This window comes from Streptomyces sp. NBC_00984 (assembly GCF_045162475.1).
Classification (GTDB): Bacteria; Actinomycetota; Actinomycetes; order Streptomycetales; family Streptomycetaceae; genus Streptomyces.
In genome coordinates this window covers 603,043-626,221 of record NZ_CP108734.1, presented here as the reverse complement: position 1 = coordinate 626,221, position 23,179 = coordinate 603,043, and the positions used below count along the sequence as shown (strand labels likewise).

At 71.7% G+C, this 23,179-nt stretch carries 4 protein-coding genes and 1 pseudogene; 1 reads left to right on the top strand and 4 read right to left on the bottom strand.

Annotated elements, in window-relative coordinates:
* Nucleotides 1-108 precede the first annotated feature (108 nt).
* Complete coding sequence (locus OG520_RS02645) at nucleotides 109-1,197, top strand: NADH:flavin oxidoreductase (RefSeq protein WP_406012015.1); 1,089 nt, start codon at nucleotides 109-111, stop codon at nucleotides 1,195-1,197.
* Nucleotides 1,198-1,325: 128 nt separating this feature from the next.
* On the opposite strand, the gene OG520_RS02640 is transcribed toward OG520_RS02645, so the two are convergent.
* The 4 genes and pseudogenes from OG520_RS02640 to asnB all read right to left on the bottom strand — a co-directional run bounded on the left by OG520_RS02640 (nucleotide 1,326) and on the right by asnB (nucleotide 23,178).
* A complete protein-coding gene (locus OG520_RS02640; RefSeq protein ID WP_406012014.1) occupies nucleotides 1,326-1,697 on the bottom strand; it encodes a nuclear transport factor 2 family protein in 372 nt (123 codons plus the stop codon).
* Nucleotides 1,666-1,971 (bottom strand): annotated as a pseudogene (locus OG520_RS02635) (hypothetical protein); the annotation flags it as partial. The pseudogene OG520_RS02635 and the gene OG520_RS02640, both read right to left, overlap by 32 nt.
* A 19-nt stretch (nucleotides 1,972-1,990) precedes the next feature.
* Complete coding sequence (locus tag OG520_RS02630; RefSeq protein ID WP_406012013.1) at nucleotides 1,991-21,187, bottom strand: SDR family NAD(P)-dependent oxidoreductase; 19,197 nt, start codon at nucleotides 21,185-21,187, stop codon at nucleotides 1,991-1,993.
* Nucleotides 21,184-23,178, bottom strand: coding sequence for an asparagine synthase (glutamine-hydrolyzing) (gene asnB, locus OG520_RS02625; protein ID WP_406012012.1), 1,995 nt, complete (start codon nucleotides 23,176-23,178; stop codon nucleotides 21,184-21,186). Before asnB ends, OG520_RS02630 begins: the two co-directional genes overlap by 4 nt.
* Nucleotide 23,179 lies beyond the last annotated feature (1 nt).

Genomic DNA, 23,179 nt, shown 5'->3' with positions numbered 1-23,179 from the left:
TGTCCGGCCGCAGTGGTTTCCTTACGGCCTCGAAGTGCATTGCCGGATCGGAAGACAGCCGCACATGGAAGATCTGTGTATGAGCGCTGCCGAAACTAGGGAGGAATAATGGCCAGCCTGGGCGAGCCGTTCATCGTGGGCGATCTCATGGTCCCCAACCGGATCGTGATGGCCCCGATGACCAGAACGGCGTCCCCCGGCGGCGTGCCGGGCCCGGATGTCGCGGAGTACTACGCCCGCCGGGCGGCCAACAAGGTCGGGCTGATCATCACCGAGGGCACCTACGTCAACCGCGCCGCGGCCGGCGCGTACGAGAACGTGCCCCACTTCCACGGCGAGCGGGCCCTTGCCGGATGGGCCCACGTGCTGCGGCGGGTGCACGAGGCCGGCGGCAGGATCATTCCGCAGTTGTGGCACACCGGAGTCGTACGTACCGCGACCGAACCGCCCGCCGAGGGCCCGTCCGGGCTCGGGCTGGACGGCGCCCCGGCCGGGAAGGCCATGACCCAGCAGGACATCGACGACACGGTGGCCGCTTTCGCCGAAGCCGCCGCGGCCGCCGAACGGCTCGGGTTCGACGGCGTCGAACTGCACGGCGCTCATGGCTACTTGATCGACAGCTTCCTGTGGAAGAACACCAACCGGCGCACCGACCACTACGGCGGCGAACCGGCCTCCCGGGCCCGTTTCGGCGCCGACATCGTACGGGCCGTCCGCGCGGCCGTCAGCCCCGGATTCCCGGTCTTCTTCCGGCTCTCCCAGTGGAAGCTCAACGCGTACGAGGCACGCATCGCGGAGAACCCGGATGAGCTGGCGCAGATGCTTTCGCCGCTGGCCGACGCGGGTGTCGACGTGTTCCACGCCTCCACCCGCCGCTACTGGCTGCCCGAGTTCGACGGCAGCACCCTCAACCTGGCCGGCTGGGTGCGCAAGCTCAGCGGCAAGGCCACCGTGACGGTCGGCTCGATCGGCCTGGACAATCAGTACGGCGAGGGCGAGTTCACCCAGGGCTTCACCCGGCAGGCCGGGGTGACCGGCATCGACGAACTGGTGGCCCGACTGGAGCGCGACGAGTTCGACCTGGTCGCCCTGGGCAGGACGCTGCTGGCCAACCCGGACTGGGCCGCACTGGCGCTCCGCGGCGAGCTGGCCCGGTCCGTCCCCTACGACCCGGCCGTGCTCACGACCCTGGCCTGACAACAACCTCGGGGGAGTACCGGAACAGCCCGAACCGGATCAGATCACCGACAGGCAGCGCAGCAGCTCCTCGACGGCGGTGTACGCGAAAGTTCACTCTTCTCTGGCATTCGGGCGGCAGGCTGAAATCATGACGCCTTGTCCGTCGGCACGGTGTAGACGGCCTCCTCGATCCGGTCGATGAGGCCGCCCTCGAACCGGAAATACACCGTAGCGTGCGCCTCGCGGTGAGACCCGTCGGCCATGTCCAGGCGGAGCACTTGCTGCTGGAGCACCTCGTTCGAATTTTGGAACTGGCGGATTATGTCGTACCGCAACGAACGGACGGTAGCGGCAAAGGACTTGAAGTGTTCCAGGCTCTCGCCGATCGCCTGCGCTCCCCTACCGTCGTTCTGCCACACAGCGGCCGTGTCGGTGCACATTGTCTGGGCGCTGGAGAAGTCATAAATCTCCAGAAACCGCAGAAACTCAATCGCCTTGTCGCCGATGTTCTGCTCCACGTCGAGTCCTCATTTCTCCTATTGGTGCCCAGGGTCCTTCGTTGTCGGCATCGCCCCGGCTTCCGTGGGCTGACGTTCCGGGCTGCCGGCGCCACGACTCGTCCAGCCCGTCCGCGTCCACGGTGTCGAAGCCGAGCTCGTCGATGAGGACGCGCACGATCCGCTTGGTCGCTGCGTCGTCGATGGCGGCGATCCTGCCGTCGCGCTGCTGCGGGTAGTAGGTGCCGGTGTCGATGACCACGGCGCCCGGCGCCGCGTCGCCTCCAATGATGCCGATCTTCATGGATTCGTCTTCACCGGCGGGTGACATCGACAGAGACAGCCCCTTGTTGCATGCCCATCTCATTCTGGACGGTCGTATGCCACTCGTCCATCATGTGTCGCGCCGTGGCCTCGGTGAATACGTTTGCGTCGTATTTGAGAAATGCCTTGTAGCCTTCACCCTCCCGATAGAACTCCAGGGAAAGTACATACTCTCCGGCATATGGCAGGTCATCGAACGGGCGCAGGTCCAACTCGCCCTCCGCAGCCGGTGATTCATCGGTGAGCAGTTCGGCGCCCTCGAAGTTCTGGAACAGGAAGTTCGTCAGGACCAGCGGCTCGTCGTCCGTGCCCAGCGCTCGGGCGATTTCCCGCAGCGGGTAGGCGCCGTGTTCGATACCGGCCACCATCGTGCGGTGCACGGACGCGAGCAGCTCGGGGAAGCTCCCGGTGGCCGTGCACCGAAGGGGCAGGCAGTTCGCGAACTGGCCGACCACGTCCCGGAACCGCTCCTCGTAGCGGGCGGCCGCGGTCATGCCCAGGACCAGGTCGTCCTGTCCGGTCAGCCGGTGCAGGAACCGCACGAACGTCGTGAACAGCACCGTGGCGACACTGACCCGGTGTTCCCGTGCCGTGCCGGCGAGCGCGGCGGCCAGCCCCGGCGACAGCTTCTCCCGCATCACCTCCACGCGGGGCAGCCGCTCCGGGTCGTACGGACGGTCGTAGGGCAGCGCGAGCGCCGTGCGAGGCCCCGCCAGCTCACGGAGCCAGTAGTCCCGGTGCCGCGCTGCCCGTACTCCGTCGAGCAGCGCTTCTTCCCAGGTGACGAAGTCGCCGTAGGGGGCGCGGTCCGGACCTCCCTCGCCCCGGTAGGCCGCTTTGAGCGTACGGATCAGGACGGCCGTCGACGTGCCGTCCAGCAGGATGTGGTGCGCGGTGAGCAGCAGCAGCCGTCGTCGTCCGGGAAGGGAGACCAGGTGGGCCCGGACCAGCGGACCGGACGTCAGGTCGAACGGGACGTCGGCCAGGTCCCGCAGCGCGGCCAGTTGGGTCTCGCGCGAGGTGGCCGTGAGAGTGACCCGGTCGAACGACGGGGCTCTGGTCGGGGCGATGTCCATGTACGGCACGCCGTCCCGCTCACCGAAGAGTGCACTCAGCACCGGGTGGATCTCCGTCTGCGCGCGGACCGCCCGTTCCAGGGCCGTCTCGTCCAGGTCGCCGTGGAGCTCGAAGAGCAGCGGGAGGTTGTAGGCGGCCGACTCCGGTTGGCGCCGCTGGCCCTGGTACATGGTCAGCTGACCGCGGGAGAGGTTCCACCGTTCGCTTGCCGGGCCCGCGAAGTGGGAGGTCAGGCCGTCGATGGAGGCGATGTCGAAGAGCAGGGTGGCGGGGATGTCCGCGCCGAGGTCCTCGCGCAGGGCGCTGGTGAGTTGGAGGACGAGGAGGGAGTCCAAGCCGTAATCGGTGAGTGGGGCCGCGGGGTCGATCCGGTCGGCGGGGATACCCAGGACGGCGGCGGCCTTGTCGAGGAGAAGCGTGGTCAGGCCGGATCGCGTCGTCGGTGCGGGGGAGGGGGCGGGCCCGGTCCGCTCGGTCGGGGGGCTCACGGCCGTGGAGCGGGGCCCGGACACCGGGGCGGCCGCAGGACGTGTGGACGGGGGATGCGGCGAGGGAGTCGCGGCGGGTGCGGGCTGCGGTTGCGGCGCCGGCCGCTCCGCGCCGCCGGCTGCGCGCCGCGCGCTTCCCTCCGCCACGGGCCTGCTCCGCTGCCGGGCCACCCCGTCGCTCTCCGCCGCGATGATCTGCTGCCCCAGGGGGAGCGCCCGCGACAGCGGGAACACCACGGTGCGGAAACCCTCTCCGGCCAGCACCTCCCGCCAACTCTCCGGCGAGAGAGCGGGGGAGCCCGGAATGCGCAGCGACCGGTCGTCGAACAGCCACCAGCCTTCGAGCAGTCCGAACGTGACATGGCTGAACAGGTCGAACGCCGACAGCTCGTTCAGCAGCAGCCACCCGCCGGCCCGCAGGGCGGCCTTGGCGTTGCGCAGGGTGGTGCGGGTGTCCCTGGTCGCGTGCAGCACGTTGGCGGCGATCACGAGGTCGAAACGCCCCTCGGCGATGTCCTGCCCGGCCAATGGCTTTTCGATGTCGAGCAGCCGGCAGTCCAGGTACGGCACGTCCGGCCCGTAAGTGGCACGCGCGTGGTTGAGGAACGCCTTGGACAGGTCCGTGTAGAGGTAGCTCTCGATGCTGTCCTGGTACGGCTTGAGCGCGGCGAACATCCCCGCGCTGGTCCCGCCGGTACCGGCACCGATCTCCAGGATCCGCAGCCGCGCGCCGGGTTCCCGGCGCAACCGCTCCGAGACGACGGTGACGGCGGCCCGTGCCATGGCACGGTTGAACACGTCGGCGACGTGATTGGCCCGGTAGCAGCCCTCCACCAGTTCCATGGAACCGCGCGGGAAGATGACGTCGGTGGGCCGGGTCCGGCCGGTGAGGATGTCCGGCAGCGCGGTGAGCGTGGCGGAGGCCAACCGCAGCTCGGCCCTGCGGTGGGGGTCGGCCGACCACAGCGTGCACTGCCGGTCCCACTGCCCGAGCACCTCGTCCACCGGACCGGCCGGCACCAGGACGCGCCGGGCGTGCTCCCACCACGCGGCGTACGACGGCAGGACCGTCGTGGGGTCGAGGTGCGCCACCTGCGCCGAAAGGACCTTGGCCAGCCACGGATCGCGCTCGGTCCGACGCCACCGCACGACCTCGTCCATGCGGTCGTCCGCGCCGTCGGACGCGGTCAGCAGCTCGCCGCTGACCCGTGACGGCGTCGGCCCGTGCACGGTGACCTCGGTGGCGCGGTCGAAGTGGGCCAACGTGTTGTGCTGGTTCGTCTTGACGAACGCGAGCTGCCGCTGGTCCCCGCCGAGCAGCGCGTCCATGGCGGCGAGCCCCTCGTGCGGCTCGATCGACACCAGTCCGGCCCGGCCCATCCGCTCCCGGTAGAACGCGGACGTGACGCTCCCCAAGGTGCCCCACCAGCCCCAGTTCATGACCCTGACCGGTGTGTCCCAGTGCGCGCCGAGCGCCTGCGCATAGGCGTCGCTGAAGGTGCACCCGGCCGCGTAGTTGCCCTGGCCGGCCGCCGTGGTGAAGGACTGCATCGACGACAGCAGCACGGCGAAGTCCAGTCCCGCACCGTCGAAGACCTCGGCCATCGCGGTCGTGACGTCGACCTTGGCCCGCAGCGCAGCGCGGAGCGCGGCCTCGTCCATCCTGGCGAACGTGCTGTCCCGCAGCACGAGTGCGGCCTGCACCACCCCGTGGATCTGCGGATGGCGCCGCCTGATCTCCGCGACGGCACGGCGCAGCGCGGCCGGGTCCCCGGCGTCGGCGCTGAGATAGCCGACCGTGCCGCGCCCGGTGACGGAGCGGAGCTTCTCCGTCACGGACGCGTCGTGCGGGCTCCGGCCGATCCACATGACGTGTGCGCCGTAGCGCTGCACCATGTGCCGGGTCCAGGCAGTGCCCAGGCCGCCGGTACCGCCGATCACGACGTAGACGCCGCCCTCGCGGTACACCGGCTGTGCCGGTGCCGTACACGGTGCCCAGCGCCGGGCGAGCCACTGTCCGGCCCGTCGGACCCACGCGTCGTCGGGTGACCGGGCGGGCAGGGCCGCGAGGTCGGCGGGCCACTCGGGGCCGTCGAGGTCGACGCGGCGCACGGTCCACTGCGGGTACTCCCGTCCCAACGACCCGAACAGGCCGTGCAGTCCGGCGTGCGCCGGCTGGACGGGGTCCAGGGCGTGGGTGGCGAGCGCACGCGTGGTGATCAGGGTGATCCCCAGCGGCCGGGCGTCGTACCCGGCACCGACCAGCGCCTTGATCATGCGGAAGGCCGGGACGACGCCCTCGTCCTGGGCCGCCGCGTACCCGGCGGCGTCGGTGGGGCCGAGGGCGGCCTCGGGCGCGGCCCAGACCAGGTGGTCGACCGGCCCGAGGTCACGGAGCGCGTCGGTCACCTCCTCGACGGTCGCCGATGGCGGCAACGGCCAGGGCAGGTCGGTTTCGAGCGCGCCGGGCCGGCCGACGACCAGCACCCGGTCCGCCGCTTGCGGCACGGGCGCCTCGGACGCGCTGACCGGATCCCACACGGGCGCGAACAGCGCCGCGGGCTCGGCCTGTCCGGCCCTCGGGGCGGTGCGGCGCGCGGAGTACCCGGTCAGCCGTACGCAGACCTCGCCGTCGGCGTCGACCAGGTCGACGTCCAGCTTGCCGAGCGGCCCGGACGCGACGCCCCGCACCACTGCCCACATCGTCGGCGTGCACGGCGCGAACAGGTCGAGCTGTTCCAGGGCGAACGGCACGGCAGTGTCTTCCAGCGCGGTGAGATGGGCCGCGACCGACGCTTGGATCGCCGAGTCCAGCATCGCGGGCGTCAGCACCCCCGGCTCCGCCGACCCGGGCAGCACCAGTTCGGCCAGGACGGTCCCGGCGCCGACGTGCGCCTGCCGGATCGCTCGCAGGGTCGGCCCGTGCTCGATGCCCTTCGCCGCCAGGGCCTCGCGGATCCGGTCGGCGGACACGGTGTCCGGGCAGTCCGCGCGCAGTGCGGCGAGGTCGACCCGTGCCGGGCGCGGGGCGTCGGACGGGGCGATGCCGCCCTCACAGCAGACGGCGTTGCCCGTGGTGATCACGAATCGCCGACCGCCCTTGCCGGCCGTGCGCACCTCGACCCGTACGTCGACCGGATCGTCCGTGACCTCCAGCGGCTGCACCCACGTCACATGGCGCATCCGCACCGTGCGGGCGCCCACTGCCATGCGTGCCAGTTCGAGATGGGCGACCGCGGGCAGGATGTGGCGGCCCTGCACCACGTGGTCGCGCAGCAGGCCGTCCGTACGCGTCAGCGTCACCCGCGCGCCACCGGTCGCGGGCCAGTGCCGGTCGCGGGCGAAGGGGTAGGTCGGCAGCGGGATGCGCCGGCCCTGGGCGGGCATCCGGTCGTCGTCGGGCCTGCGGGCCGGGAGCGTGCCGTCGAGGACCTGGAGCAGTTCGCCGGGATCACGGACCACGCAGGCGAACCGGTGCGCGAGACGCGCCCTCCCGACAGCCAGCGTGTACGCGAGGTCGCCGAGGTCGAGGGATGCCTCGGCGCGGATGTGCGCCGCCAGCCGGCGCCGCTGTTCGGCGAGTTGCTGCTCGGTGCCGGCCGACAGCACCACCACGTGTTCGGCCTGCGGCGTCATGGCGCGGGCCACGGGCGGGGCCTCTTCGAGCACGAGGTGCGCGTTGGTCCCGCTGGCGCCGAAGGAACTCACCACCCCGCACCGCGGCACGTCGGCGGGCGACTCCCAGCGCCGGGTGCGGGTGTTCACGTAGAACGGGCTTCCGGCGAGGGAGATCGCCTCGTTGGCGGCCTCGAAGTGCAGCGAGGCAGGGATCTGCCCGTGCTTCATCGCCAGCAGCACCTTGAGCACGCCGGCGACGCCGGCCGCGAACTGGGTGTGGCCGATGTTGGTCTTCAGTGAACCGAGCGCACAGTACTCCGACTTGCCGGTGCGGGCGCGGAAGGCCCGGTCGAGCGCCTGGAACTCGATGGGGTCGCCGAGCTTGGTGCCGGTTCCGTGCGCCTCGACGAGTCCGATGCGCTCCACGTCGACGCCGAACTGCTCGTACACCTCGCCGAGCAGGGTCTCCTGGGACACCGAACTCGGCGCCGTGATGCCGTTGGTGGCGCCGTCCTGGTTGACCCCGCTCGCCTTGATCACGCCGTGGATGTGGTCGCCGTCGGCCAGCGCGTCCGCCAGGCGTTTGAGTACGACGACCCCGACGCCCTCGCCGGGCACGAACCCGTCGGCGCGGTGGTCGAAGGTGTGGCAGCGGCCGGTCGGCGAGAGCATCCCGGCGCGGCCGGCGAGCCCGTACAGCCGTGGTGTGGACTGGAGGAACACCCCGCCCGCCAACGCCATCGACGTCTCACCGGACCGGAGGTCCTTGCAGGCCAGGTCGATCGCCACGAGCGAGCTGGAGCACGAGGTGTCGACGGCGATCGCCGGCCCCTTGAGGTCGAGGAAGTAGGAGACCCGGCTGGGGATGACCGACGTCATGTTGCCCCACAGGGCCTGCGCCGGTGCGTCCTGGTCGAGGAGACCCTGGTAGTCGCCCGCCCACGCCCCGACGTAGACGCCGCAGCGCTGCCCGCCCGTCCGGCCCGCGTAGCCGGCGTCCTCCAACGCCTTCCAGGACTCTTCGAGCAGCAGCCGCTGCTGGGGGTCCATCACGGCGGCCTCGGTGCCGGAGATGCCGAAGAACATCGCGTCGAACTCGTCGATGCGGTGCAGGAAGCCGCCCCGGGTGCAGGCGCTCAGGCCGTCGAGGTCGAACCGGGTCGCCTCGGTGACCAGGTCGTCGCCGTTGACCAGATGCGTCCAGAGTCCGTCGAGCGAGTCGGCGCCGGCGAACCGGCCGCTCATGCCGATCACCGCGATCGGTCCGCGCTCCCCGTCCGCCGAACGGCTTTTCCGATGCTCGTTCCTCACGGACGCGGGCGCCACGACCGGTTCCGGGACGGTCCGTGGACCTGACGCCGTGCCCGGGGTGTCCTCGGTACAGACGATGGTGTCCCCGTACTCGGCGAGCAGATGAGCGGCCAGCCGGTCGGCCGAGCTGAAGTCGAAGACCACGCTCGTCGGCAGGTCCAGCGACAGTGCGTCGTTGAGCTGGTGCACCACACGGATCGCGAGGATCGAGTCCAGGCCGTAGTCGGCGAACGCCTGCCCGCCGTCGATCTCGTCGACCCGCAACGCCAGCGCGCGGGCGATCTTGTCCCGCACCACGGCGGGCACCAGTTCGTCCGGACTCCGGTGCGTGACCACGGGTTCGGGGACCGGAGCAGGCACCGGCGCGGGCCCCGGGGCGGTCAGGTCACCGATCCAGAACCGCTCCTTGGCGAACGGGTACGTCGGCAGGGACAGCGGTCGGCGCGGCACCCCCTGGTGCAGGCGCGCCCAGTCCACCTCGGCGCCCGACGCCCACAGCGCCGCGACCTCGGAGAGCTTGCCGACGGCGAGCCACCGTTGCACCAGCAGTTCCTGGAGATCGCTGTCGCCGGTGAGCTCCGCGAGCAGACCACCCTCGGCCTCGACGGTGCCGCGGTGCCCCCGGCCGGCCCTCAGACCACTCCTCAGCTCGGCGGTCGAGGACACCGCGAGCGCGTACCGTTCGGGCATCGCCTCCCGGCCGACCTGGAGCGTGAAGGCCAGGTCGGCGAGGCCGGTGTCTGGGTGGCGGTCGAGGAAAGAGGCCAGCCTGTCGACGGACGCGGTGAGGTGCTCGGGCGTCCTCGCCGAGAGGACGACGATCTGCGCTGCGCTGCTTGTCGCACCGTCAGTGGCCTGCACGGGATACTCCTCGACGATCAGGTGCGCGTTCGAGCCGCCGGCACCGAAGGAGGACACCGCCGCGATCCGCGGGCCGTCGGAGTGCCACGGGCTCAGCTCACGCTGGAGCCGGAACGGGGTCGACGCGAAGTCGATGTTCGGGTTGGGCTCGTCGGCGTGCAGGCTCGGCACGAGCTGCCGGTACCTGAGCTGGAGCAGGACCTTGGTCAGACCGGCCACCCCGGCCGCGGCCTCCAGGTGACCGATGCCCGACTTCACCGAGCCGATCGCGCAGTACTGCCGGTCCGCGGTGTCCTGTTCGAATGCCCTGGTCAGGCCCGTGATCTCGATCGGGTCGCCCAGTTCGGTGCCGGTGCCGTGTGCCTCGACGTAACCGACCTGCCGGGCGGAGACACCGGCCCGGTCCAACGCCTGCCGGATCAGGGCGGCCTGGGCGACCGGACTCGGCACGGTGTAGCCGGTGGTGCGGCCGCCGTGGTTGACGCTGGAGCCTCGGATCACCGCGAGCACGCGGTCCCCGTCGGCCTCCGCGCGCGACAGCGGCTTGAGCAGCACACATCCGACGCCCTCACCGGGGACGAAGCCGTGACCGCCGGCGCCGAAGCTACGGCAGCTCCGGTCGGGCGAGAGCATGCCGGAGCGGCACAGTTCGACGTAGTCCAGCGGGTGCGTGTAGAGGTTCACGCCGCCGGCGAGCGCCACCTCGCACGCGCCGCGCCGGAGTTGTTCGCACGCCTCGTGGATCGCGGTCAGCGACGCCGAGCACATCGTGTCGATCGTCTGACTCGGTCCGCGCAGGTCGAGCAGGTAGGAGGCGCGGGCGCTCAGCGAGGCGAACGACAGGCCGGGCACCACGAGTTCGCCGGAGGGCAGTCGGCCCACGCCGTGCCGGGCGTGGCCGACCTTGGTGACGCCGGCGAACACCCCGACCCGGTGGCCGTGGCGTCCGGCGAGGCGTGCCCTGGTGTAGCCCGCGTCCTCCAGCACCTCCCACGCGGCCTGCACGAAGAGCCGTTCCTGCGGGTCCATGGCGTACGCGTCCCGGGGGGCGATGCCGAAGAACCTGGGGTCGAACGCCGCGAAGTCGTCGAGGAAACCGCCCCACTTGCTGTAGCTGCGACCGGTGGCGACCGCGGTGTTGCGGTCCGGTTCGAAGAAGTCGTCCAGCGGCCAGCGGTCGATCTCACGGATGCCGTCGCGGCCCGCCTTGAGGTTGTCCCAGAACTGTTCCGGGCCGGCGGCGCCCGGGTAGCGCCCGCTCAGCCCGATGACCGCGATCGGCTCCTCGGCGCCGACGGCGCGCTGCTCGGTACGGACGGCCCGCTGCGCGGTGTCGGCAACCGGCTGTCGGGTGCGGACGTGCGGTTCGCCGGTGGCGGCCGGCCGTGGAAGCGCCGACTCCGCGCCGTGGCCGGCGAGTTGGTCGGCCACCGCCCGCAGGGTCGGCTGCTCGTAGAAGAGCGTTGACGGGACGTGGGGACGGGTCTCGGCCAGCGCGCGGTTGAGCTGGAGGACCATCACCGAGTCCAGGCCGATCTCGGCGAGTGGGCGGTCGGGGTCCACCGCCCCCGGCGCGAGCTTGGTGACCTCGGCGAACACGGTGAGGAGGTGGTTGAGGACGGTCGCGTCGGTGGTGGGCGCCGCGGGCACCTCGGGCATCTCGGGCACCTCGGGCGCCGGAGTCGGCGCTCCGGTCGGCACACGGTCCGGATCGCCGTGGTGCACCCACACCTGGTCCGCTCCTGTGTGCCAGGCGTCGCTCAGCGCCCTGAACCCCTCCTCCGTGGGCATCGGCGTGAGCCCCCGGTCCGCCCGCAGGTACGCCCGCGTGCGGTCGCTCACCCGCATGCCGCCGTCCTGCCACAGCGGCCAGGCGAGGGAGAGAGTGCGCCCGCGGCGACGTCCGTCCGTGACCCAGGTGTTGCGCACCGCGGCGAACGAGTCGAGGCAGGCGTTGGCGGTGGCGTAGTCGGACTGCCCGGGGTTGCCGGTGATCGCGGCGCCCGAGGAGAACGCGAGCACGAAGTCCAGCGGACAGTGCTCGGCGGCCCGGTCGAGGTGGACGAGGCCGTCCGCCTTGGCCGCGAGCACGTCGTCCCACTGTTCGGCGGTCTTCTCCGCGAGCAGCGAATCCCGCACCACGCCGGCGGCGTGCACGATCCCGTTCACCTCGCCGGCCTCGGCGACGAGATGGCGTACCTCCTCCCAGCGGGAGACGTCGGCGCGCACGTACCGCGCCACCGCTCCGGCCTGCCGCAGGTCGGCGAGCAGGCGCTCGATCCGGTCGTCGCCCGGTGACCGGCCGGCGAGCACGAGGGTCGGCCGCCGCACGTCGGCGGCAATCCGGCGGGCCGTCAGGGCACCGATGCCACTGGCACCGCCCGTGATGAGATATACGCGGCCGTCCCGCCAGGGTGCCGAGGAGTCCGTGCCGCGAAGCGCCGGGGTCCAGGTCAGCGTGTGCCGGACACCGCCGCGGTGGACGACGAGGTCATCCGCGGTGGTCGCGTTCTCCGCCACGACAGCGGCCACGTCGACACCGCCGTCGTCGGCACCGTCGACGACGATGACCTGGCCGACGATCCGCGGGTTCTCCTTGGCGACGGTCCGCAGCAGCCCGGCCAGGGCGGGGGTGTCGGTGACGACCTGGACCAGTGTGGTGCCGTGCCGGTCGTCGAGACCCTGGAGGACCTTGGCCACCTGCCACGACAGGTCACGGAACCGGCTCTCCGGCCGCTGCTTGGCTGTCTCCAGGCGGATGGCTCCGGGTACCGAACCCGCACCTCCGCACAGGATGACGACGTGCCGGTCGTACCGTTCGGTCGGGGCGGCGGGCGTCGGTGTCCACCGCGGAGTCAGCAGGACCGTGCCACTCGCCCTCCCGGTGCTCGCCCCTTTTTCGCCCTCTTCCCTCTCGCTCTCCTTCTCCGCGCTCTCCTTCTTCGCGCCCTCCTTGTCGATACCGGGGAACCAGAACCGGTCGCGGGCGAAGGGATAGCCGGGCAGGTGCGCGCGACCGGGCGTCGGGCCGTCGGACACCGCACGCCAATCGACGGTGGCGCCGCCGGTCCACCGCCCGATCAGGTCGCCGCCGTCACCGCGGTCGCCGGTGGTGACGAACGCCCGGAGCCTGTCGACGAGTTCGGAGCGCGAGGAGACGACCCAGCCGACCCGCTCCGCCATCTCCTCACGGCCGACCTGCAGGCTCCACGCGACGGACCGGAGCGGTACCTCGTCCGACTCCTCCAGGTAGGCCAGCAGATCCCGGGCGCGCTCGGTCAACTGCCGTGCGGTGCGTGCCGAAAGCGGCACCACCACACTCCCGCCGGCCCCCTCGTGCTCCGTGTCCTGGCCGCCGGGCACGTACTCCTCGACGACGACGTGGGCGTTGGCGCCACCGAAACCGAAGCTGCTCACCCCGGCGCGCCGCGGTGCCACACCGCCGTCACGGGTGCGGGGCCGCGGCCAGGACGTGTTCTCCCGCACGATGTGGAACGGCCCACCGTCCAGTTCGATGTACGGGTTGACCTGCCGGAGGTGCTGAGTCGCCGGCAGCACACCGTGCCGGAGCGCGAGCAGCACCTTGAGCAGCCCGGCGATGCCCGCGGCTGCCTCCAGGTGACCGATGTTGGTCTTGACCGAACCGAGGCCGCACGCACCGTCGTCGCTCCGCCCCAGCCGGCGGAACGCCGTGCGCAGCGCGCGCACCTCCACCGGATCGCCGAGTGCCGTACCGGTGCCGTGTGTCTCGATGTAGCCGATGGTGTCGGGATCGAGGTCGCCGACGGCGGTCGTCACAAGCTCGGCCTGGGCATCGGCGTTGGGCGCGGTCAGCGAGTTCGCCCGGCCCCCGTGGTTGAACGCGCTTCCCCTGAGCACTCCGAGGATCGCGTCACCGTCGCGCTCCGCCGCCGCCAAGGGCTTGAGCACGACCGCTCCCACCCCTTCGCCCCGCACATAGCCGTTCGCGTCGGCGTCGAAGGTCTTGCACAGGCCGTCCGGGCTGAGCATGCCCGCACGGTGCGCGCTGACGAACGTGTCCGTATTGAGCAGCACGTTCACCCCGCCCGCGACGGCCATGTCGCACGCGCCGGAACGGATTGCCTCCATCGCGCGGTGCACCGCCACCAGCGAGCTGGAGCAGGCCGTGTCGATCGGTTCGCTCGGGCCGCGCACGTCGAGCAGGTACGAGATGCGGTTGGCGAGGATCGAGTGCGTCGTCCCGGTCGAGGTGAACGCGTCCGGTGCCACACCGAGCGCGGTGAGCAGGGTCGCGTAGTCGTTGCCCGTGACGCCGATGAACACGCCCGTACCGGCCGGCAGGTCGGCCGGCCGGTACGCGCTGTCCTCCAGCGCCTGCCACACCGTCTCCAGCGCCAGGCGGTGCTGGGGGTCCATCAGCTCGGCCTCGCGCGGCAGGACGCGGAAGAACTCGGCGTCGAAGGCGTCGATGTCTTCCAGGGCACCGATCCGCTGGGGGAAGTCCTGTGCCTCGACGGCCCTGCGGTGGTCCGCGTCGTACCGGTGCCAGGGGAACGCGGTGACGGAGTCCTTGCCCGCCACCAGGTTCGCCCAGTACGCGTCCAGGTCGCGGGCGCCCGGGAACCGCCCCGCCGCGCCGATGACGGCGATCGGCATGCGCGGATCGGACGCGGCCCGTCCTGGCTGCGGCTGCTGGACCTCGTTCCGGACAGGTGACGTCTCTGCCTCTACCCGGACCGGCCGGGACTCGACCGCCACCGTCACACCGTGTTCGTCGGCCAGGTGGGCGCCCAGCCCTTCCAACGTCCTGACATCGAAGAAGACCGCCGGGCTGACCTTGACGCCGAACCGCTCGTGGATCTCCTGCGCGAAGGTCACCAGCGAGATCGAGTCAAAACCGAACGCGTCCAGACCGGTACGCGGATCGAGCTCCTCCGCCTCGAACTTGAGGAGGCCGGCGGCGATGGAGCGCAGGACCTCGACCAGCGCGGACCCGCCCGGCGCGGACCCGCCCGGCGCGGCCGGCCGCGCGCCCGCCGCGCCCCGGGCCGCCGGCGCCGGGGCGGTCCGCGGCACCGGGCGTACGGTCGGCTCCGCGCCGTCGGTGCCGCGCCGCACCCCGCACAGCTCGCCGACCACCTCACCCGTCTCCCCGACCAGCTCGATCCGGTCGTCCCCGAACACCACATGGGTGACCGCCGCCCCGGCCCGCACGTTGATCTCCGCGATGTGGTTGAGCGCAACCCGGGGCCAGTCCGGCACCCCGGTGCGCTTGGCCTCCCACTGCACACCCTGCGCGATCACGACGAGCACGAACGGCTCGACGGTGATGTTGCGCCGGACGTGGTCCTGCTGGAACGCGGGCCGGGCGACGCTCAGCACCGTCCGGCCGTCCGAGGCACGGAACACGCCGTCGACCGCGCAGGCCGCCGCATTGAAGTCCAGCCCGCCGGTGGCCAGTTCGGCCAGGAACTCCTCCCGTGTGCGGACCGGCCGCAGCCCGGCCAACTCGATCCGGCCCGAGGGTGCCGTGGCGGCCCGCACGGTGAACTCCACAGCCGCCGACCCGTCCTCGGTCCGGACGGTGCCGTGACCGTCGGCGAATTCCGTGACCAGCCGCTCGGTCGCGGACCAGTCGACCGGCCGCAGCACGCGGAGGTCGTGGACGGACGCCGGCTCGGCGAACCCGCTGACCTTCGCGGTGGCCAGCGCGAGGTCCACGGCGAAGGTCGGCGCGATGGCGGACACCTTGTCCAGGCGGTAGCCGTAGTCGAGCAGGTCGGCGAGGCGGACGTCCACGCCGTAGCGCAGGCCGCGGACATCGGACTCGTTGCGCCCCAGGAACGGGTGCAGCCGCTCCCGCAACGCCAGCGGGGCCAGCACGGTCGGCGCGCCGTCGGTCGGCTCGACCCAGCAGCGCACCTTCTCGAACGGGTACGGGGGCAGCGACACCCGGCGCGCTGCCGGCAGCCGCCCCCAGTCGACGCTCCTGCCGGCGACCCAGGCCGTGGCGAGCTCGTGCGCGGGCAGGTCCCGTCGGCCGGCGAGATAGCCGTCCACGGCTGCCAGCGCCGACCGTTTGTCCGCTGCCACGAACGCCCAGCGGTGGGGCAGCTCGTTCTTGCCCACCCGCAGGGTGAACGCGATGTCGGGCAGGTCGGTCTCCCGCGCCCCGCCGAGGTAGGCGCGGAAGGCGGCCAGGTAGCGCCCGAGCGCTGCTTCGTTCATCGCCGAGAACACGAACAGCTGCTCGCCGAACGGCTCCCGGCGCACCGGACGTTCGGGGTATTCCTCCAGGATGATGTGCGAGTTCATCCCGCCGGCGCCGATCGAGGTGACGCCGGCCCGCCGGGGCAGGGGCACCTGCCGGCCGTCGGCCGAGGTGACCGTCGGCCTCCAGTCGGCCACCGACTGCTGTACCCAGAACGGCGTGTCGGTGAAGTCGATGTCCGGGTTGAGTTCCGCGCTGTGCAGGGACGGCAGCAGCTTGCCGTGCCGGAACTGGAGCAGCACCTTGGCCAGACCGATCATGCCGGCCGCCGCGAGCAGGTGCCCCATGTTGGACTTGACGGAGCCGAGCGCGCAGAACTGCCTGTCCGCCGTGTACTTCCGGTACGCCGATGTCAGCGCCCGGACCTCGATCGGGTCGCCCAGCGCGGTGCCCGAGCCGTGCCCCTCGACGTAGCTGATCGTCCGCGGGTCGACACCGGCGTCGTCCAGCGCCTTCTCGATCGCGTGTGCCTGCATCACCGGGTTCGGCACGGTGAAGCCGTTGCGGGTACCGGAGTTGGACAGGGCGGTGCCCCGGATCACTGCGTACACCTGGTCGCCGTCGCGTTCGGCGTCGACCAGCGGCTTGAGCACGACGGCGCCGACGCCCTCACCGAGGATGGTGCCGTCCACACCGTGGCCGTAGCTGCGGATCACGTCGGAGGTGCCGGTGGTGAAATGCTCCTGCGACGAGGTGATGAGGTTGTACGGGTGCAGCATCAGGTTGATGCCGCCGGCGACCACCATCCGGCACTCGCCGGACCGCAGCATCTGCACGGCCTGGTGCACGCACGTGGACGAGGCCGAGCACATGGTGTCCACGAAGATCGATGGCCCGGTCAGACCGTAGAAGTAGGAAAGCATGTTGGGGATCGTGCCCGTGTAGCTGCCGCTCTGCGGGGCGCCGCGGGTGAGACTGTTCTGGAAGCCGTACAGGTTGTAGTGGTTGCTCATGGTCCCCACGAGCACGCCGACGTCGCCCTGGTAGCGGCGGTGGATGGTCTCCCGTGAGTAGCCCGCGTCCTCCAACGCCTGCACGCCGGCTTGGAGGAAGAGCCGCACCTCCGGGGACATCTGCTCGGCCTCGCGCTTGGAGATGCGGAAGTACCGGGGGTCGAACGTGTCGATGTCGCGGAGGAACGTCCCGGTCCTGATCACGGTCTTGCCCGGCACGGCCCGGTCGCGGTCGTAGACGGCCTCGTGGTCCCAGCGATCGGCGGGGATCTCCTCGAACGCGTGCCGGCCGCTCTCCAGAAGCTCCCACAGCTCGTCCAGGGTCTCGGCACCGGGGTAGCGCCCGGACACGCCGACGATCGCGATGTCGTGCCGGTCGTCGCGCTCGGGTTCGCGGACGACGAGAGCGGCGGACTCCGCCCTGTCGGGCTCTGCTGTTTCGGGCGCCACGTCGCCGGATTCCGCCCGGCCGGACTCGACCGCGCGGGGTTCCGCCCGGCCGGACTCGACCGCGCGGGGTTCCGCCCGGCCCTCGGACCGCGTGGCCGGAGCCGCTGCCGGGACGGCCGGCGCGCCGGCGCCCCCGCTCGCTTCCAGCACGGCCGCCAACTGCTCGGGCCGTGATTCCACGAAGTGCGCCGCCACGTCCGCGATGTTCAGGTACTCGAAGAAAATTGTCTTGGACAGCGGCCCGAACAGCTTCTCCAGCCGTGCGGTCACCCCCAGGATGCCCAGCGAGTCGATGCCGTAGTCGATGAGGTTGGCGGTCGTGTCGAGGTCCTCGGGGGCGTGCCGGAGGACCTCGGCGATGATCCCCGTGAGCAGCTCCTCGGTCTGCTCCCGCAGGTTGCCGTCGACGGCGCCACCGGACGACGCCGGGCGGGCCGGCGCGGGGCGGCGCGGCCCGGCGAGGGAGGCCTCGGTGCCGTAGGCGACGACGACGTGGGCGGGGGCGTCGGCGCGCAGGGACCGGCCGAAGGCGCGCAGTCCGTCCTCCGTGGGCAGCGGCTCCCACCCGCGCTCGCGGCGCTGCGCCCCGCGGGTGACCTCGTCCGCCGTCATGCCGCCGTCGGCCCACAGCGGCCAGCTGACGGCCACGGTCCTGCCGCTGCGCTCGCCCGCGTCGACCAGCGCCTGGCGGTGCTCGGCGAACGCGTCCAGGAAGGCGTTGGCCGCCGCGTAGTCGGACTGCCCCGGGTTTCCGTAGACACCGGCGACCGAGGAGAACAGCACGAAGAAGTCCAGGTCGAGATGGCGGGTGGCGGCGTCGAGGCAGAGCGCGCCCCGGACCTTCGGCGCGGTCACGCGGCGGACGTCGGTGAGGTCCTTGCGCAGCAGGTACTGGTCGTGCAGCACCCCGGCCGCGTGTACAACGCCGTGGAGCGCACCGTGCTCCCGCAGGATCGTCTCGACCGCGGCGCGCACGGCTCGGGCGTCGGTGACGTCGACCGGCAGGTGGTGTGCGTCGACCCCCTCGGCGCGCAGGGACTCCACGGAGCCGTCCGCGGACCGTCCGCTGAGGACGACCGTCGCCTCCGTACGGCTCAAGTAGCGGGCGAGGTGCGGGCCGATGCCGCCCAGGCCACCGGTCACCCAGTACACGCCGCCGGTCCGCAGCTCCGGCACCTGCGGACCGGCGCCGAGCGGCGTCTCGACGGGCTCGCGTACCTGCCGGGCGCCGTCGGCGGTGTAGCGGACGTCGGTGTCGGCGGAGCCGTCGGCGCACTCCTCGCGCACGATCCGCGCCACCTCTGCCGGGGAGGTCGCCTGAAGGCCGGGGATCCGGACCACGCGGCCCGAGACGAGCGGGTTCTCCAGCGCGACCGTGCGGAACAGGCCCACCAGAGGTGCGTGGAAGTGTGCCGGTACCCGGGCGTCGACCACTACCACGAACCGGTGCTCGTCCTTGGGACCGGCCGCGAGCAGCCGCTGGACGTCGGCGAACGCCTGGTCGGTCACGGCGTCGACGCCGTCGGCCGGGCGGGCCGGCGTGATCCCCGGCAGGGCCATGGTGTGCGCGGTGCGGGAACCGCCGTCGGCGTTCAGCGGCCTGTCGATCCACCGGGGGATCGCCGTGACCACGCGCGGACCCGCGTCGGTGGTGCGCTGGGCGAGCCCTCGCAGGCCGGCGCTCAGCACGCCGTCGCGGTCGCACAGGTCGATGTCGAACGTGGCGAGCGCCCCGGAGCCCCCGCTCCGCCGGACCCACGCCCATGTCTCGGACGGGCAGGGCCGGTGGACCTGGAGCTCGTCGAGGGCGAAGGCCAGCGTCGGGCCGGACGCCTCGCCCATCAGGACCACGGATGTCTGGAAGGCGGCATCCAGGACACTCGGCGGCAGCACGTACCCGCCACCCTCCGTCGGGCGGATGCGGACGAGTGCCTCGTCGCGCCCCACCCGGACCTCGCGCAGCGCGCGCAGGGCCGGCCCGTACTCCAGATGCTGGGCACGCAGGCGCGCGTAGATCTCGCCGGTGTCGCGCGAGGTGTGGCAGGACACGCGCAGGGCGTCCAGGTCCAGCGGCGACGGTTCCGGCACCGGGACGACCTCGGCGGAGCCCGTGCTGTGGGTCGTCTCACCCTGGAGGAACGCGAAGTCAATGGCGTCACCGCGCGGCGTCAGCCCGATGTTCACCTCGACCGGTTCGTCGACGACGAGCGGCCGCCGCCACGCGACGTCGCGCAGCCGGACCGTCCCGTCCCGCGGCGCCGCGCACTCCACGGCGGCCCGCGCCATCTCCAGGTAGGCGGCCGCGGGCAGCACCCGACGGCCGTGGACCCGGTGCGCGGCGAGGAAGGGCTCGGAGCCGGTGAACACGGAGGTGTAGCGCTGCTGCGCCAGATCGGAGGTGTTCCGGTGGACGAGCGGGTGCAGCGTCGCGGTGTCCGGCATCCCGGACCGCGGCGCCACGTACCAGTGCCGGTCCCGGGCGAACGGGTAGGCAGGCAGCCGCACGCGGTGCGCCCCGGGGTGCCGGGGCCAGTCGGCGGCCCCACCGCGCACCCACGACTCCGCCGCGGCCACCACCTCGTGCCCGGCCCCGGCGGGGTTGCGCACCTCACCGTCCGCGACGGACTCCAGCGCGGCGACGAGCTGTTCCCGGTCCGCGACGACGAACGCGGCCCTGGCCCGCATGGGTTCGCGGCCGAACTGGAGCGTGTGGGCGATGTCGGCCGGCGACTGGCGCGGCCGTAGCGCGTGCTCCGGTGCCCGCAGGTGGTCCCGCAGCCGCTCGGCCAGCGCGCGCAGCCGCTCCGGAGTCTTCGCCGAGAGCGGGACGACGTGCGGTCCCGGCCTCTCGACGGCCGGCCGCGCACCGACGTGTTGCTCCAGCAGCACATGGGCGTTGGTCCCGCCGAACCCGAACGAACTGACGCCCGCCCGACGCGGCACGCCCTCGCCGGCCGGCCACGGCCGCGTGTCACCGACGATGTAGAACGGACTGCCGTCCAGGTCGATCAACGGGTTCAGGGCCTCGAAGTTGACCGTCGCCGGCAGTACTCCGGCGGCCATCGCGCCGATCACCTTCACCACGCCCGCCACACCAGCGGCCGATTCCAGGTGACCGATGTTGGTCTTGATCGACCCGATGCCCGTGCTGCCCGGCCGCGGCCGGGTTCCGTCGGCGTCGTGCAGGCTCTGGAAGGCGCGCTTGAGGCCGACGACCTCGATCGGGTCGCCGACCGGTGTGCCCGGCCCGTGGGCCTCGATGTAGCCCACGGTGTCGGGCGCGACGCCGGCGCGGGTGTGGACCTCCTCGATCAGTGCGGCCTGCGCGGCCGGGTTGGTCACGGTCAGCGAGTTGGTCTTGCCGCCGTGGTTGGTGCCGACGCCCTTGACCACCGCGTGCACCAGGTCGCCGTCCGCCACCGCCTTGGCCAGCGGTTTCAGCAGCAGGACCGCGCCGCCCTCGCCGCGGACGAACCCGTCGGCGCCCTGGTCGAAGGCGTGCGAGGTGCCGGTGGGGGAGAGCATGCCGGCCTTGCTGAACGCCACGAACAGCTTCGGCGACCAGCACAGGTTCACCCCGCCGGCCAGCGCCAGCTCACAGTCGCCGTTGCGCAGTGCGGTGACGGCCTCGTAGAGCGAGACCAGGGAGCTGGAGCAGGCGGTGTCGTTGGCGATGCTGGGGCCGTGGAAGTCGAAGAAGTAGGACAGCCGGTTGGCGACGACGGAGAACGCCGTGCCGGTCGGGAAGTAGCCGTCGGTCGGCACGTCGTCGCGTTCGATCAGCTCGGCGTAGTCGGCGTGGGAGACGCCCATGAACACGCCCGTGCGGCTGCCCGCGAGCTCGCCCGCCCGGTAGCCCGCGTCCTCGATGGCCTGCCACGCCAGCTCCAGCGCGAACCGCTGCTGGGGGTCCATCGTCTCCGCCTCACGCGGGGAGATGTTGAAGAAGGCGGCGTCGAAGCGGTCGGCGTCCTCGATGAACCCGGCCCAGACACTGCTCGTCTTCTCCTCGTCCTCGCGCGGATCGCCCAAGTAGCGTTCCTTCGACCACCGTTCCGCGGGAACCTCGGTGATCAGCGAGCGTCCCGCCGAGAGGTGGTCGAACAGCTCGGCCAGCGTGTCGGCACCGGGGAACCGCAGGGCGAGACCGGTGATCGCGATGTCGTCGGCGCTCATCGGGTCTCCTTTGCCTGCTGTACGGCACGACGGTTGTCCACGGTCACACGCAGGTTCAGCGCGGCGGTCGACGGGCGGCCAGGCCGACTGCCGTCGCCCCGCACGAATTGTCGGTGGAGCACGGCGGTCGTCAGCAGGTAGAGGAAGGCGTGGTCCTCCTTGGTGCTGATCTCCTCCACCGGCGACGCCATGACCTTGTTGACCAGGCGACGGGCGAACCGCTGGTCCACGAAGCCGAGCTCGGCCAACTCGTGGTCGGACAGCAGAAGTTCCAGGTAGTCCGGGCGATTTTCCTTGAACGCGGTGCTGCCCGGTGCGCGGTAGGGCTGCTTGGGGCGCCGCGTGGTCCACTCCGGGAGCTCGGCGCGGAATGCCTTCTTCAACAGGGCCTTCTCGACCTGACCGTCGTCGTAGCGCAGATTCACCGACGCGGCGGCGCGCACCACGGCCGGGTCGAGGAACGGGCAGCGGTTCTCGACGCCGTGCGCCAGCGCGGCGCGCTCTCCCTGCGTGGACAAAAGGAATCCGGCCAGCAGCGTCTTGTACTCCAGCCACTGGGCCTTGTGCACCGCGGACATCTGCGCGTAGCCGGGAGTCCCGGCGACGAGGGCAAGCAGGTCGCCGAACGGTTCGCGGCCGTCGGGGAGCAGGCGCGCGGCGAACAGGCCGTTCTGGTAGCGCATCTCGTGGGAGAACAGGCCCGGCAGGCGTTCCACCGAGAACTGCTGGTAAAGCCCGAGCAGGTGGGCCTGGTGGGCGGGGCCGAAGTGCGCCAACTCCGGGTGCAGGCCGGCCAGTCGGGTACGGCGCTCGTCGTCGGGGAGTTCGTTCCACTGCCGGCGCAGCAGGGTCTCGCGGAAGAGCGAGTAGCCGAGGAACGCCTCGTCGGAGCCCTCGCCGCTGAGGATCGTCTTGATGCCGGCGTCGCGGACGTGCCGGGACAACAGGAACATCGGTACGAACGAGGTACGAAAGGTGGGTACCTCGGCGTGGTACACGGCGGACCGGAAGTTGTCGGTGATGTCCGTGCCGGAGATCGCGACGCTGGAGTGCCGGGTGCCCAGATGCTCGGCGACCAGGCGCTGGCTGTCGGACTCGTCGAAGGTCTTGTCCTGGAACGCCACGGAGAACGTGCGGACCTGGTGCGGGGAGAGCTGGGTGGCCAGTCGCGTCACCACCGAGGAGTCCAGGCCGCCGCTGAGGTAGACGCCGACCTCGACGTCGGAGCGCAGGCGCATCTCCACGCTGGTGTGCAGGGTCTCCCTGATGAGCTCGATCGCCTCGGCCTCGGACCCGTCGAAGCCGGGCACGTCGAAGGAGAGGTCCTCGTAAGGGCGCAGCGAGCGGCGACCCGCGCCGAGGGTCAGCACGGAGCCCATCGGGAGCTGGCGGATTCCCTGGTACGGCGTGCGGTCGGGCAGCGGCGTCCACGTGGCGTAGATCGTGGCCAGTTCCCTCGGATCGAAGGCGAAACGGAACCCGGGGAAGGCGCGGAACGCCTTCATCTCGGACGCGAACAGGAAGTCGCCGCCGTGGTCGGCGTAGAACAGCGGGCGTTTGCCGTAGCGGTCGCGGGCCAGTACGAGGTCGCCGCTGACCGCGTCCCTGATGGCGACCGCGAAGGCTCCGTTGAACCGGCTGAAGCAGTCCGTTCCCCACTGGATCCACGCCTGGAGTACCACTTCGGTGTCGGAGTGGTCGGTCCGGAACGGGCGGCCGAGGGCTTCCAGTTCCGCGCGGAGCTCGATGTGGTTGTAGAGCTCACCGTTGAAACAGATCCAGTAGCGCTGTGACGGGTCGGACATGGGCTGCGAGCCGTCCGCGAGGTCCACGATCGCCAGCCGCACCGCCCCCATGGCGATGCCGTCATCCAGGTAGTAGCCGGCCTCGTCCGGCCCGCGGTGACAGATGTTCGACAGCATCGAGGTGATGACCTCGGTGGTGGCACCGGAGTGCAGCGAAGTCGAAAGGAAGCCGGCCAGCCCGCACATG